General features: G+C 32.1%; 10 protein-coding genes. 6 read left to right on the top strand and 4 right to left on the bottom strand.

Features of this window, described 5'->3' with window-relative positions:
- Positions 1-13: 13 nt before the first annotated feature.
- Complete coding sequence (locus NHF47_RS00890; protein ID WP_252763152.1) at positions 14-598, bottom strand: hypothetical protein; 585 nt, start codon at positions 596-598, stop codon at positions 14-16.
- A 143-nt stretch (positions 599-741) separates the two neighbouring features.
- On the opposite strand from NHF47_RS00890, the gene NHF47_RS00885 reads away from it, so the two are divergent.
- Positions 742-2,619 (top strand): ATP-binding protein, encoded by a 1,878-nt coding sequence (locus NHF47_RS00885; RefSeq protein ID WP_252763151.1) that lies wholly within the window; start codon positions 742-744, stop codon positions 2,617-2,619.
- Positions 2,609-3,220 (top strand): response regulator transcription factor, encoded by a 612-nt coding sequence (locus NHF47_RS00880; protein ID WP_252763150.1) that lies wholly within the window; start codon positions 2,609-2,611, stop codon positions 3,218-3,220. Before NHF47_RS00885 ends, NHF47_RS00880 begins: the two co-directional genes overlap by 11 nt.
- A gap of 64 nt (positions 3,221-3,284) precedes the next feature.
- On the opposite strand, the gene NHF47_RS00875 is transcribed toward NHF47_RS00880, so the two are convergent.
- Positions 3,285-4,304: an OmpA family protein gene (locus NHF47_RS00875; RefSeq protein WP_252763149.1), complete on the bottom strand. Its 1,020-nt coding sequence runs from the start codon at positions 4,302-4,304 to the stop codon at positions 3,285-3,287.
- Positions 4,305-4,621: 317 nt separating this feature from the next.
- Between NHF47_RS00875 and NHF47_RS00870 the strand changes: the two genes are divergently transcribed.
- A complete protein-coding gene (locus NHF47_RS00870; RefSeq protein WP_252763148.1) occupies positions 4,622-5,872 on the top strand; it encodes an ABC transporter permease in 1,251 nt (416 codons plus the stop codon).
- 61 nt (positions 5,873-5,933) lie between these two features.
- On the opposite strand, the gene NHF47_RS00865 is transcribed toward NHF47_RS00870, so the two are convergent.
- The gene (locus NHF47_RS00865; protein WP_252763147.1) at positions 5,934-10,109 is read right to left on the bottom strand and encodes a T9SS type B sorting domain-containing protein; all 4,176 of its coding nucleotides are present in this window, start codon (positions 10,107-10,109) and stop codon (positions 5,934-5,936) included.
- Positions 10,110-10,283: 174 nt separating this feature from the next.
- On the opposite strand from NHF47_RS00865, the gene NHF47_RS00860 reads away from it, so the two are divergent.
- The 3 genes from NHF47_RS00860 to NHF47_RS00850 are packed head-to-tail and all read left to right on the top strand — an operon-like array spanning position 10,284 to position 12,615.
- Positions 10,284-11,024: a prolipoprotein diacylglyceryl transferase gene (locus NHF47_RS00860; protein ID WP_252763146.1), complete on the top strand. Its 741-nt coding sequence runs from the start codon at positions 10,284-10,286 to the stop codon at positions 11,022-11,024.
- Positions 11,014-12,411, top strand: coding sequence for a radical SAM protein (locus NHF47_RS00855; RefSeq protein WP_252763145.1), 1,398 nt, complete (start codon positions 11,014-11,016; stop codon positions 12,409-12,411). Before NHF47_RS00860 ends, NHF47_RS00855 begins: the two co-directional genes overlap by 11 nt.
- A 3-nt stretch (positions 12,412-12,414) precedes the next feature.
- Positions 12,415-12,615, top strand: a complete 201-nt coding sequence (locus NHF47_RS00850) for a hypothetical protein (RefSeq protein WP_252763144.1) — start codon at positions 12,415-12,417, stop codon at positions 12,613-12,615.
- A gap of 54 nt (positions 12,616-12,669) precedes the next feature.
- Here NHF47_RS00850 and lepA read toward each other — a convergent pair whose 3' ends face one another.
- Positions 12,670-14,466: a translation elongation factor 4 gene (gene lepA, locus NHF47_RS00845; protein ID WP_140997385.1), complete on the bottom strand. Its 1,797-nt coding sequence runs from the start codon at positions 14,464-14,466 to the stop codon at positions 12,670-12,672.
- Positions 14,467-14,533: the final 67 nt, after the last annotated feature.

Here is a 14,533-nt window from a genome sequence, read left to right as displayed (position 1 = left end):
AGAATGCTTATTATTAAAGCTTCTTTAATTTGTCTTTAATTTTGTAATCATTACTAGTTTTTGTAGGACCACCGCGAATAATTTTTACATTTCTCAGTGTTAATTTATGAATGTTGTCTTTGTATAACTTGTCGGATGGGTTTTTACCCACTTGTTTCAATACATCAAAAGTTTCTCCAAAACAGCCTGCAAAATTCCCCACGATATAATTTAAGTGAACTTGTCCCAAATTGGAATTCCCATAATATAAATCAGCAGTGATTTCTTGAAGTTCAAAATCAGTAGCTTTTGGCCATAAATCACTTCCTACAGTAGTCTCTCCAAACCATCTTCCATTGTGATAATAGAAGGTGTAATTGGCTCTTTTATCATAATTAATGCCCATTTGAACATCGCCTCCACAATTGACAAATTGATAGCGAAATTGTACTCCATAGAAGTCAAAACCACTTGTCTGGGTTTCAAAATTGAGACCTGAGCGACTTCGAGATAAATTTAAACTATGTGTTTCACTGCGTTGTGCTTCGCTTCTGAAAGTGTTTCCTAAAAAAATACAAACAAAAACAAAAAGGCATTTGATACATTGTGTTTTTCTCATAAATAATTTATTTCTAATCAGTTAATAGCTCTTTTTTGACAGTACTATAAATTTATTTTTTTACTACAAATGGTACAATACCAAGTTCTTGGTATTTTTATTTTCAGTAAATTACTAGATATTTGTTAGATTAATAGCGTAAAATGTCACGTAAACAGTATTTGTTTTTATGGCTTTGCTACCACTTTGCATTGCTTTCTATGGCACAAGAAAAAAGAGTTTTTCATGTGGATGGCCCCAATGCACACAATTTATATGACTATTTACGAATTTGGATAGACACAACTAAAAATGCTAATTTCGAAGAAGTAGCACAGCGATTAAGTAAGGATACGTTTGCTCAATCAAAATACCGCTCTAAAAGGAATTTAGGACTGAATCCTTATTCGAGTTGGTATTACTTAAAAATTAAAAATAGCTCTTCTAAAGATTTTAAATATTGGTGGTCTTTTTATACACATGCCGATTCTATTTATGTGTATCGAAAGCAGAAAGAAAAATGGCTACCCACTGATACTTTGTTTCGAAATCAATTGTTAAAAGAGCGTAAGGTTCCTACTCGAGCGCTTACAATCCCTGTTGTAATTAAGTACAATGAGGAACAAGAAATTGTTGTAAAACTGATTAATAAAAGGCATGCCCAAAATGCTTTTACAGATTTAACAACACCAGAACATAATTTGCTTTGGGAAAAACGTTTTTACTGGTCAGTTGGTTTTTTTATTGGTACTTTTTTATTGATGTCTCTTCTGAGTTTTATTTTATGGGTTATTCAAAGGAAGAATGTGTTTTTGCAGTTTTTTTTCTATCTCATAGTAATTGTAATAATTACTTTATCTGAAGAATTGATGAATCCTGTTATTACCCAAGAACTACTTTTTAAGATAGTAAACCGATTCCATTCTTTACCGCTTTCATTACTAGCAGTTTGTATTAATTATGAAATTGTAACGTATATTTTTCAAGGCATTACTACTGAAATTAAGTATAAAAAAATAATTGATAGGATCTTTAAAATAGGCGTATTCATAAGTATAACCTCTATTATACTCTATTTTTTATGTATGAATCAACTTCATTTTGGGCAATTGAGTTATTATATTGTATGGAAAATAAATCTCTATTTTATTTTTATTATTGTTGGTATTACTGTTCTAAAAATCATTTTATTTTCACTGCAATCAAAAAAAATAATCATAGGTATTTTATTTATAATTATCATGTTGCTTTTTAATCCTGCAGGATATTTTTTAAATTATTCTGGGATCATAAATTATTACGAAATAACCTATCCTAATTATTTTTATTGGGTAGTATGTGCAGAGTTTGTTTTTATAGGTGTTTTAATTGCATGGCGATTTCAAAAAACAGCAAAAATGAAATTTAAGTTGGAAATTGAAAATGCGAATTACGAGGAACGCATGATGCATCGAGAATTGAATATTCAAAATCAGGAAAGACAGCAAATTGCTAGAGATTTACATGATGATTTAGGTGCTACTATTAATGCCATAAAATTATTGGTAACTCATACTTATGTAGAAGATAAAAAATTAATTGAAATGATATCCAATGCAAGTAACGACATTCGATCCTTTTATAATAAATTATCAGGAACAAGTTCTAACTTGTCTTCTCTTAAAGAAAGAGTGGATAATCTAATCGCCCTCTATAAAAATATAACACCTATAGAGTTTAATCATATTTTTATTGGGAACGATCAAAAAATATCTGGAACTACTAAAGAAGCACTTTTCAAAATTGTCAATGAAATTATAACCAATATTTTAAAGCACGCACAAGCTAAAGAAGTTACAATTCAAATTTTGATTGATGAAGATATCCAAGTCATAATTGAAGATAATGGCATTGGGTTTGCTGTTGAGAAAGCAATGAAAGGAACAGGTATGGGATTGAAAAACATCCATCAACGGGTTAAAAATAGAAATGGAGTAGTGCATATTTCAAGTACAAAAGGCAATACTACGATTATTATAAACATTCCTTTAAATGAAAACTAAAATTCATAATACCATAATTATCGATGATCATAAACTTTTTGCTGAAGGATTGGCAAGAATTTTAAGAGATATAGAAGGGGTACATTTACAGGATTGTATTGCTTCTGAGAAGGAATTGTCCAATTCATTAGATCATATCGATTTAATTCTTTTGGATATTCAATTGAAAGAGGAAAACGGATTGGAAGTTGCCAGACGGATGAAAACTAATTATCCTCATCTGAAAATTATTATTATCTCTATGTTTGATCCTAAAAATTTATATCTCGAAATTAAGAAGAGTCAAGCGAATGGTTTTATACCAAAGAGTACCGATGCCAAAGAAATGAAAGAGGTTATTGGTTTGGTACTAGCAGGGGAAGATGTCTTTTTAGAAATGGACATGGATTGTTTTGATCCGCCACCTTTGTTTAAAATGATCTCTAAAAGAGAAAAAGAAATTATTTTACTAATAAAAGAAGGGAAAACGGCAAAACAAATTGCAGATGCTTTGCATATAAGTCAGTTTACTGTAGATACACACCGAAAGAATATTTTAAAAAAACTCGAACTCAATTCTATTAAGGATTTGATTGCTTTTTCGTTTCACAATCTCTTCTAAATTTTTTATAACTGTATGTTCGAGTTTTTGAAATACCTGAAATTGATAAAAAAGAGGGTAGTTGTTATCCTATTTTTCTCAATTCAACTCGTCTATTTAAGGCTTTATTGTCTTCTGATGTGTTTTCTTGTAATGGTTTAGTATCGCCATAACCTTTACTTTGTAATCGCTCACTTGAAATGCCTTTTTGTGTAAGGTAAGCGACAATACTTTTAGCTCTTGCTTCAGAAAGTTCAAAATTGTATTTTTTATCGCCACTATTGTCGGTGTGTCCTTCAATACTTAATTTTAAACTTGGGTTTTCTTTTAATAATTTAAAAACTTCTTCTAGAGTTGGCTTAGCTTCTGGTTGTATGTCTGATTTATTGGTCTCAAAATTAATATATAAGGTTACTAATCCATTCTGTTCCAATGACAATTTCATTTCGTCAGCTTTAATGAGTTGAGAAGTAATAGCAACCGCTTTTGTTTTAATTATTGCCACATGTAAACTTGCATTGTCATCAGATTCATTTAATTGTAACCAAATATTTTGATTGTCTTGTCGGATGATATACGTCCATGTTTTGGCAAATCCTTGAAAACCATAGGCGTTAGATTTTATCCCATAATCAGAAATAGGATATTTTTCTTCATTTTGAGTGATTGCTTCTTGGGGTACTTTACCCTCAAAAAGTGCTACTGCACCAGCTTCTTTAAAAATTTGATCTAAATTTTTAAAAAGTTCAAGACCAGAATAGGAATGGTCTTTGTCATTACTGATTCTTCCACAAAATAATTCACCTTCTGGCATTTCAAATGATGACCCAGTCCAAAAACGAATCGACTCGTAATTTCTCTTTTCTTCATGAGAATATTTGTATCCCGTTGGTAAACTAAAAAAAGGTATTTGGGTAATGGGAAATGTACTAATAGGGATTTTTGTTAAATCAAGTGTTTTGGAATCATTTTCATTTGAAGATTTTTGTTCTAATGTTTCCGTTGCTACTTCATTTTCACTATTGTTCGTGTTTTCTGTAGTAGTATCTTTTTTACATGAAAATAGAGATAAGCCTAGTATGGCTAATAAAAAAATTTTTTTCATAGTGTTTGTTTTTTGAATAGTTGTATTTTTAAATAAAGTTAAAACAAAAATAAATAAAGTTTCTAAAAATATATTAGTATTAAAATGAAATAGATGTTAAGTACAAGAAATAGGGGCCTTACAGCTATTTCATTAAAAAATATTTTTAAATTCTATTTCTTCTATGTGTTTTACATAAGTTGTTACTCCATATCAAAGCCATATCAAAGCCGAGGTTATAGTAACTTAACCTTTAGTCAAGCTAAAGTGTATCTTTTTATATACTTTTTGTAACATTTTAAGCTTTCGGTCTACTAATACTATAATTCAACTGTATTATGTTATTATATCTTCGATTACTTAAAGAAAGTTTAAGCTTTGCACTCAATGCATTGCGAAATAACAAATTACGAACCTTATTGTCTCTTTTAGGAGTTACTATAGGTATTTTTTCCATTATTGCAGTTCTTGCAGCTGTAGATTCTATGGATAAGAAAATCAAAGAAGATTTAAGTGATATGGATTTAAATACCGTGTATTTAATTCGCTTTTCTTTTGGTCCTTCAGAAGTGCCAAGATGGAAAAGAGAACAGTTTCCAGATGTAACTTATGAAGAATATGAATACATTAGACGTTCGGTAAATTATGTAGATAAAATGTCTTTTAATGTATTTACTCGAAATGAAAATATAAAATATGATGACAAAACCGTTAATTCTATTCAGGTAACTCCTTGTACTAATGAATTAATTGACATTGAACCTATAAAAGTTGAAACAGGTCGTTTTTTTAATGAATCCGAATCCAATTCGGGTACACCCGTAATTGTTATTGGAAGCGAAGTAGCGAGCAGCTTATTTGGGAATAAGAATCCATTAGGTAAAAAAGTAAGGTTATATGGACAGAAGCTAACGGTAATTGGAGTCCTTAAAAAACAAGGACAAGCTACTTTTGGTCAAAGTAATGATGTGTCTGTGTTTTTTCCCGTAAACTTTTTAAGAAGAATGTATGGCGACAATAATAAGAGTTTAACTCCAGCCATATTAATTAAACCTGAAAAGGGAGTAGATATGGAAGAGTTTAAAGCAGAACTATCTCAAAAACTGCGCGCTTATAGAAGTTTGAAGCCTGGTGAAATTAATAACTTTTTTATTAATGTGCTATCTGGTTTTACAGATTTCATTGATAATATCGTTGGACAAATGAATAAAATAGGTTGGGGAATCAGTTTGTTCTCTCTTTTAGTTGGAGGTTTTGGAATTGCTAATATTATGTTTGTTTCTGTAAAAGAGCGTACCAACTTAATTGGAATTCAAAAAGCCTTGGGAGCTAAGAATAAGTTTATTTTATTTCAGTTTTTATTTGAAGCTATTATTTTGTCTCTAATTGGAGGAATTGTAGGTATGCTACTCGTATGGTTGTGTGCAGTAGGATTAAGTGCTGCTCTGGATTTTGAGTTTGTTTTAAGTTCCCAAAATTTATTAATTGGGAGTGGTCTGGCCTCATTTATTGGTTTGATTTCTGGAATTCTGCCTGCTATTTCAGCTGCAAAATTGGATCCAGTGGAAGCGATTAGAACAGGTCTCTAAATTAATTGTTAAATAGAGAATAGTATAAAAAAAGCACTTGAATCTTCAAGTGCTTTTTTATTTATCGTTTCATTGTAAAGTGTGCTTTGTAGGTGCGTTCTTCCCCATTATACTGATACGAAACAATAAACCAATAATCTGTTGATGGTAATGGTGTTCCGTTGTAAGTTCCATCCCAGCCGGGTCCGTTTGGTGAAATTTGTTTAATTAATTTGCCATAACGATCAAAAATAGAAATGGTTGTCCCAGAAGTGTCTTTTAAATCATAAATGTTCCATTGATCATTGTAACCGTCATTATTTGGGGTAAAAAATTTGGGATATTTAATAACTGTAAAGGTAACCTGACTATCTCCACAGTTTCCATATAAATCATTAATAACAATAGTATGATCACCAGAACTTAAATCGGTAAATACGGGACTTGTTTGAAAGGCACCCCCATCTAATTGATATTCATAGTTGCCAAAACCCGTTAGTATGTTAACAGTTGCAATAGCTACTTCTTCGAAATCTTCTGTTACAATTACTTCTGCTAAAGCAACACTAGAAGCGGTTACTTCAACGGTAGTGGCATCATACGAACATTCAGGAGCGTTTTCAGGTATTAATTTGATGGGAACTACATCATAAACTCCAATTGCATCAGCGATATATTGAAATCCTGTACCCATTAAGTTGCCATTTAAATACCATTCAATAGCATAATTTGAAGGATTCAGACTACTATCTTGAGGTACAAATAAGGTTGCCGTTTGTTCTACTATATTGGTTTCAGGATGAATACAAATAATACCGTCTGCTACAGAAAACACGGATCTTGGAGAAACCGTAAACTGAAAATGCGTTTCGTCATTACAAGTATCATTATTAGTTGCTCGAGCATATACCCAAATATCAAAGGTTTCACTTGTACTAGCGGCTGGCACACTAAAAGTGTAATTATTAGGATCAATTAGATTGGAAGAATCACCACCTGGCTGACTGTAATAATTAATTTGATAGCTAGTAGGCGTTAAGGTAGGTAACGTAAATTCACCACAATGATTGCTTCCGTCTAATGCTGCAAAATCAATTGGATACGTACTTAAATCTGGGGTTTCTGAGATAGTAACTGTAAAGCTCTTTTCTTCGGTACAAGGATATCTATCCCCATTTTTTGCATACACATAAATGGTTTGAGTTGCGCTAATAGTATAATCATTTGGATTGATAATATCTGCAGGATTACCCCCAGGTTGCGAGTAATAATCTATAGTATAACTATTTGGTGAAGCTGGTGTATGAGTTAATGTTTCTAATGTATAACTATCACAGCTAGAGATATTATCATAATTAGGTAAACCAATATAATTATAGTAAACCGTAAATGGAATATCTTGATAACAACCTGTGGTTGTATCTATGTTATAAATGTAAAAGGTTTTTGTTTCCTCAAAGACCATACTTGGGGTTACTAGTGTTCCTGATGCATTAGGCTCTGTATAATAGGTTCCATAAACTGGTGCTTCTAATGAATAAGGACTGCAAAAATAAAGTTCCCCTTCATTATCTACAGGAGGTAATGGATTAATTGTAACGGTAAACGAACTTTGATTATCACAATTGGATGCATTTGCAGGAGTGTAAATATAGAATGTACCTGGATCGGGATTATTAGAGGTTAAGTCAATAATTGTTCCAGCTTGTAATTGGGTTCCATTTCCATTTGGTTCTGTGTAATAATTTCCATCTGTTAACTCAGGTAGAATGTAATAATCACAAGCAATAACATCCCCTAGTTCATCTACTGGTGGAACTTCTAGTATAGTTATTTCAAAAGACATGTTTTCTGTGCAGTTAGGGGCTGTACTGGTGTTTGCATAGATATAAATCGTTTGTGATTCTGTAATTTCAGTTTGAGCAGGGATATTATCTCCAGTTCCAGAAGGCCCCGTGAAATAACCTCCTGCATCCAAATTAGGAAGTGTATATACTCCACATGCACTTTGATTTCCGATATTATTAATAATATAAATTGTAAAGGAAGAACTGTTAACACAGCCATTACCGTCTGGGCCATTGCTTATGGTAATAACTTGCGTAGAAGTTACTGATTCTCCTGCATTCAATTGATTTCCTTGTGCGTTGAAATAGTTCCCATTGGTAAGAGGTTGTAAAGTATAACTAGTACAAGTTATTACATCGTCTAAAGTATCTACTGGTGGTAAAGGATGAATGACTAATGGAAAGACTTCTTCTCTACAAAAAACACCATCTACTTCGGCATAATAATATATCGTTTGATCGCTCGTAATTAGTGTGCCACTGGGAATAACAGTATTAGATACATTATTTGGTCCGCCTGCTTGTGTGTAAAAATTACCGGCTGGAGGATTTGGTATGGCAAATTGACCACAGTGTTCTAAATTAATATCAAATTCATCAATTAAAGTAATTTGAAAACTAGATTGATTGGTACAGCCATTCGTATCTGGGCCTATGAAAATATAATAGGTGCCGCCAACATCAATACTATCACCAGCATTATAGGGAATACCCGTTCCATTGGGTCCTGAAAAATAATTTCCATTTGTAATAGGGGGTAGAATATAATTATGACATTCTATGACGTTTTCTAATGTATCTACTATCGGTAAAGGATTAATAATGATTTCAAAACTGCTTACAGCAAAACAATTGGAATTGGTATCGGATTGGATTCTAACCCACACTGTTTGTGTAGAGGCTCCAGGCGCTATTGGGTAGGTAGAAGGATTTGGATAATTCCCTGTATCACCTAATTGTGCACTATTTTGAGTAGCATAGAAAGATAAACTATACCCTGTAGCTAACTGCGAATTACTAGCTAATGTTTGTGATATTAAATTTACATTTTGACCTTGACCATTAGCAGTGTCACAATTTTCTAGATTGTCAATTGTATTCACAATAATTGGGTCACTCACTAATAAATCAAAGGAATAAACGGCTTCACAAAATGCAGAAGTGTTAACGTTATATAGTGCAAGATATAGGGTTTCATTTCCTCCACTTGCATAATTTGTTACTTCAGTATTAGGGATTGAATTAGTGTGAGAGGAAGCTTCCGCTAATGAACTGTAATAAAAGATATCATACCGTGTGTTATCAATACCTAAAGTGGCTTCATTGTTTTGCGTTAAATCATAATTGTAGGTTGCACTACCATTATTACAGGCGATAAGGTCATTGGGATTATTGACAGCTAAGTCATAGAAAACGATTGCGTCAGTAATGGTACAATTTGTATTGGGTTTTGTTACTATTACTTCATACGCTCCGCTTTCTAAAATTGTTAAGGTATTGCCAGTTTCTGCTAAAGGATTTCCATTCAACGTCCAACTATGATTGTAATCTGTTTCGCTTAATCCAGTTGTAAGCGTTCTATTGTCACCGTAACAAAAACTATCATCTGGTCCTAAGTCTAAAGTCGTAATGAAACTTCCAGAAGCTAAGAAAACTGCAGAATCATAACGAGCATCTTGATAATCTCCAATAACCAATCGTATTCTGTAAGCATTGTTTGGTGTTACTATTGAAGATGCATTCATAACAGTAGTAAAACCTCTCATGTTTACAGTTGAATTTCCTGGATTGATTACATTATAGGTGCTAAATAAAGTAGCATTTGAAGAAAAACAATTGTTATTATAGGCTTGGTCTCTAATGTTTAGAACCGATACAGGAGTTGTTGTAGATGGTATAACAGCTAAATTAGTAGTTGTATTAGTGCTTAAGTCTGTTAAGAAAAAAGCAAAAGTATCATAAGAAGCACATTGCCACTGACCGTATTCATTTGAAGCAAATAAGAAATCAAAGCTAAAGTTTGAAGATAAAGGAATAAAATCAAATTCGAGATATGCCACATCAGTAATGGAGCCACTTTGTCCGTTGCTCGCTACAAGGTTTTGTAAACCAGCATCACCAGAAGTATTTACTTGACTGTCTAAATTGTTTCCTGTGTAAATCCCTTCAGAATAAGAAGCAATCCCACTTCTTATTATGATTCCTTCATTAATTGGAAATGCAGAACCATTGTTATTGAAATAAGCTACTGATTGATTGGATGAAATGGACACATTTGAAACTTCGGTACAGGAATTTCCTAACAACAAATCCACTAATTGATTAGGAGAAAACCCAGTGTCATCCACTGTGACGGCTTGAGAATAAGATAGTATTGGCAAAAGCCAAAATAAAATTAGTAGTTTTTTCATTATGATATCTTTGGGGTTTGAAAATCATTTTGACAGTTTACAAAATTACGGTTTTTTGACTATAGAGCTGAGAAAATAATCTTAAAATGTTAATAAATTTAACAATTTTAAAAAGATCTAATTTTCGACTTTATTTTTTTGTAGTATTTTTCTAAATTTAATAAAATTGTTTCTATGTCTATTCCTTATAATCCTATTTGGTTTGGTTACCAAATTAATATTCATCTTGTTTTGGAATACCTTGCTTTCTTTCTAGGATTTAGATACTATCTCTACCTTAGAAAAAATGCTTTGGATTGTATTTCCAATGCAAATCGGCTGTCTATTCTACTGGGGGCTATTTTAGGTGCATTTTTAGGCTCAAGAATTATCGGTTTTTTGGAAAATCCAATTTTTCCTACTGAACCGTTACAATGGATTCAGGTCATGAATGCCAAAACCATTATGGGCGGACTATTTGGCGGATTACTTGGAGTAGAAATAGCAAAGAAAATAATTGGCGAAAAACATTCTTCTGGAGATTTATTTGTGTTTCCTCTAATTTTAGGGATTTTCATTGGAAGAATTGGTTGTTTTTTGTCTGGAATTAATGAGTTTACTTACGGTAAAATTACTACTTTTTTTTTAGGAATGAATTTAGGTGATGGTTTAAAAAGACATCCGATTGCTTTGTATGAATTGTTTTTTCTATTCATTTTATTTTTATTTTTATGGAAAATAAAAAGCAAAGTCAAAGAAAATGGTTTGTTGTTTCAATATTTTATGATTGGCTATTTTACATTTCGCTTTTTTATTGAATTTTTAAAACCGAATACATTTTTTATTTGTCATTTGAGTACCATTCAAATTTTATGTGTCATTTGTGGGTTGTACTATTATAAAACCATTTTTAATCTATTCAAAAATGCCTGTTAGAAATTATACGTATTACGATTATACCTTAAGTTTGTGTCCCAAATGCTTAAAGCGTATTGATGCTAAAATTGTTTTTGAAGACGATAAGGTTTACATGTTGAAGCGATGTCCAGAACATGGGAATTCAAAAGTGTTAATTGCTGATGATATAGCTTACTATAAAAATAGTAGAAATTATAACAAACCTTCTGAAACACCTTATAAATTCAATACGAAAACAGATTATGGCTGTCCTTATGATTGTGGATTATGCCCAGATCATGAACAACACTCTTGTTTAACCGTTATTGAAATTACAGATCGTTGTAATTTAACGTGTCCTACTTGCTATGCTGGTTCTTCTCCTTTCTATGGAAGACATCGAACCTTAGATGAGGTAAAAAAGATGTTGGATACTATTGTTCGAAATGAAAAAGAACCTGATGTGGTGCAACTAAGTGGTGGTGAGCCTACTGAACATCCTGATTTTTTTGAAATTTTAAGTTATGCAAAATCATTGCCTATTCGCCATTTGATGCTGAATACCAATGGAATTAAAATTGCAAAGGATAAAGATTTTGTAAACGAATTGAAAAAATATACACCAGATTTTGAAATTTATTTGCAATTTGACTCTTTTGAAGATGATATATTGAAGGAATTAAGAGGAGCACATTTAAGTGAGATAAGAAAACAGGCTATTGCCAACTTAAATGAGGTGAATTTGTCAACTACTTTAGTGGTAACCTTACAAAAAGGCTTGAATGATCATGAAATTGGAAAAATAATAGATTATGCGCTCCTACAAAAATGTGTTAGAGGAGTAACTTTTCAACCCACGCAAATAGCAGGAAGGTTGCAAAATTTTAATCCTGAAACTGACCGAATGACTTTGACAGAAGTAAGAAGGAAAATTCTAGAGCAAACGGCTATTTTTAATCCAGATGATTTGTTGCCAGTGCCTTGTAATCCTGATGCTTTGGTTATGGGTTATGCTTTAAAGTTAGCAGGTGAAGTATTTCCTTTAACACGATATATTAATCCAAATGATTTGCTTGATAATAGTAAAAATACGATTATCTATGAACAGGACGAACAATTAAAAGGGAAAATGATTGATTTGTTTAGTACCGGAAATTCGGTTGAAGTAGCAGAAGAAAATTTAAAATCAATCTTATGTTGTTTACCTCATATTGATGCGCCTCATTTAGGGTATGACAACCTTTTTAGGATTATTATCATGCAATTTATTGATGCCTATAATTTTGATGTTCGAGCCATTAAAAAATCGTGTGTTCATATTGTGGATAAGGACTACAAAATTATTCCTTTTGAAACGATGAATTTGTTTTATAGGGACGATAAGAAAGCCCGTTTAAAAGTGTTGAGAAATGAAATAAAATTTTAAAATATGATTGCATTAGAAGGAAATATGGATTTAGGAGGTTTGATATTGTTAATTGTTATTATAATGATTGGTCCTCCCATTGTAATAAGTATTTTAGGGTTTATTATTCGTAAGAATAATCCTAAAGCAGCTAAAATTTTATATATATTATCGGGTATATATTTACTGGTTGGTCTTGGTATTTGCGGAAGCATGATGGTATAAAAAAAACCAATAACATTACTTATTGGTTTTTACTATACTTTTAAAGATTAAGGCTTAATCATTTAATTTTAAAACGGCCATAAATGCTTCTTGAGGAATTTCAACATTACCTACTTGACGCATACGTTTTTTACCTTTTTTCTGTTTTTCTAATAATTTTCTTTTACGAGAAATATCACCGCCATAACATTTTGCTGTAACATCTTTTCGAAGTGCTTTTATGGTTTCACGAGCAATAATTTTAGCTCCAATTGCTGCTTGAATTGGAATGTCAAATTGTTGTCTTGGGATTAATTCGCGTAATTTTTCACACATTTTTTTACCAATGTTATAGGCATTATCCTCATGTATCAATGCAGATAAAGCATCTACTGATTGTGCATTTAAAAGAACATCTAACTTCACTAATTTTGAAGTTCGCATTCCAATTGGGTGATAATCAAAAGAAGCATACCCTTTAGAAACTGTTTTTAGACGATCATAAAAATCAAATACAATTTCTGCTAAAGGCATATCGAAATTTAATTCTACTCTTTCAGTGGTTAAATAAGTCTGATTGGTTATAATCCCTCTTTTTTCAATACATAAACTCATTACGTTGCCCACAAAGTCAGATTTTGTAATGATTGTTGCTTTAATGTAAGGTTCTTCTACACGGTCTAACTTAGATGGTTCTGGTAAATCAGAGGGGTTGTTAACAATAATAGCGGTTTCAGGTTCTTTTTTGGTGTATGCTAAATACGAAACGTTTGGAACGGTCGTAATTACGGTCATATCAAATTCACGCTCTAAACGCTCTTGAATGATTTCTAAGTGTAACATTCCTAAGAAACCACAACGGAAACCAAACCCTAAGGCAGCTGAACTTTCCGCAGCGAAAACTAAAGAAGCATCATTTAACTGTAGTTTTTCCATTGAAGCACGTAAATCTTCAAAATCTTCCGTATCTACAGGATAAATTCCGGCAAATACCATTGGTTTTACGTTTTCAAAACCTGTAATCATGTTGGTGGTAGGTTCTTTTGCATCTGTAATAGTATCACCTACTTTTACTTCTTTCGCTTCTTTAATTCCAGAAATCAAATAGCCTACATCACCTGTTGAAATTTTATCTTTGGGAACCTGATTCAATTTTAAAGTTCCTACTTCATCAGCAAAATACTCTTTGCCAGTGGCCATGAACTTAATTTTTTGTCCCTTTTTAATTTCTCCATTCACTACCCGGAAAATAACTTCAATTCCTCTAAAAGGATTGTAATGTGAGTCAAAAATTAAAGCCTGAAGTGATTCATCTACATTGCCTTTTGGTGCTGGAACTTTTTCTACAATCGCTTCAAGAATTTTATCCACTCCAAAACCTGTTTTTCCAGACGCATGAATAATATCTTCTAGTTTACAGCCTAGTAAATCAATAATATCGTCACTTACTTCTTCTGGGTTGGCACTCGGTAAATCTACTTTATTTAAAACAGGAATAATTTCCAAATCATTCTCTAATGCCAAATATAAATTAGAAATGGTTTGCGCTTGTATACTTTGTGCGGCATCTACAATTAATAAGGCACCTTCACAAGCTGCAATTGAACGAGATACTTCGTACGAAAAATCTACATGTCCTGGAGTGTCAATCAAATTTAAAATATAATCTTCTCCGTTATGTCTATAATTCATTTGAATGGCATGACTTTTAATGGTAATTCCACGCTCACGCTCTAGATCCATATTGTCTAACAATTGCGCTTTTTCTTCTCGGGCTGAGACAGTTTGTGTAGCACTTAATAATCTGTCTGCCAAAGTACTTTTACCATGGTCAATGTGCGCAATAATGCAAAAATTTCTAATGTTCTTCATCTTCTGATTCTATCAAATTTCCTAAAAATACATTGCTGTATTTAATCTGCAAATATAAATTAAACTT

It is taken from the genome of Flavobacterium sp. NRK F7 (assembly GCF_024054195.1).
Classification (GTDB): domain Bacteria; phylum Bacteroidota; class Bacteroidia; order Flavobacteriales; family Flavobacteriaceae; genus Flavobacterium.
Note: the sequence above shows the minus strand (reverse complement) of the source record. Positions and strands in the feature narration are given on the sequence as shown.

What these genes read in the sequence shown, in the direction of transcription:
- NHF47_RS00860 (WP_252763146.1), top strand. Translation starts at nt 10,284, where the DNA reads ATGTCTATTCCTTATAATCCTATTTGGTTTGGTTACCAAATTAATATT.
- NHF47_RS00890 (WP_252763152.1), bottom strand. Translation starts at nt 598, where the DNA reads ATGAGAAAAACACAATGTATCAAATGCCTTTTTGTTTTTGTTTGTATT.
- NHF47_RS00865 (WP_252763147.1), bottom strand. Translation starts at nt 10,109, where the DNA reads ATGAAAAAACTACTAATTTTATTTTGGCTTTTGCCAATACTATCTTAT.
- NHF47_RS00850 (WP_252763144.1), top strand. Translation starts at nt 12,415, where the DNA reads ATGATTGCATTAGAAGGAAATATGGATTTAGGAGGTTTGATATTGTTA.
- NHF47_RS00875 (WP_252763149.1), bottom strand. Translation starts at nt 4,304, where the DNA reads ATGAAAAAAATTTTTTTATTAGCCATACTAGGCTTATCTCTATTTTCA.
- NHF47_RS00870 (WP_252763148.1), top strand. Translation starts at nt 4,622, where the DNA reads ATGTTATTATATCTTCGATTACTTAAAGAAAGTTTAAGCTTTGCACTC.
- NHF47_RS00885 (WP_252763151.1), top strand. Translation starts at nt 742, where the DNA reads ATGTCACGTAAACAGTATTTGTTTTTATGGCTTTGCTACCACTTTGCA.
- NHF47_RS00880 (WP_252763150.1), top strand. Translation starts at nt 2,609, where the DNA reads ATGAAAACTAAAATTCATAATACCATAATTATCGATGATCATAAACTT.
- lepA (WP_140997385.1), bottom strand. Translation starts at nt 14,466, where the DNA reads ATGAAGAACATTAGAAATTTTTGCATTATTGCGCACATTGACCATGGT.
- NHF47_RS00855 (WP_252763145.1), top strand. Translation starts at nt 11,014, where the DNA reads ATGCCTGTTAGAAATTATACGTATTACGATTATACCTTAAGTTTGTGT.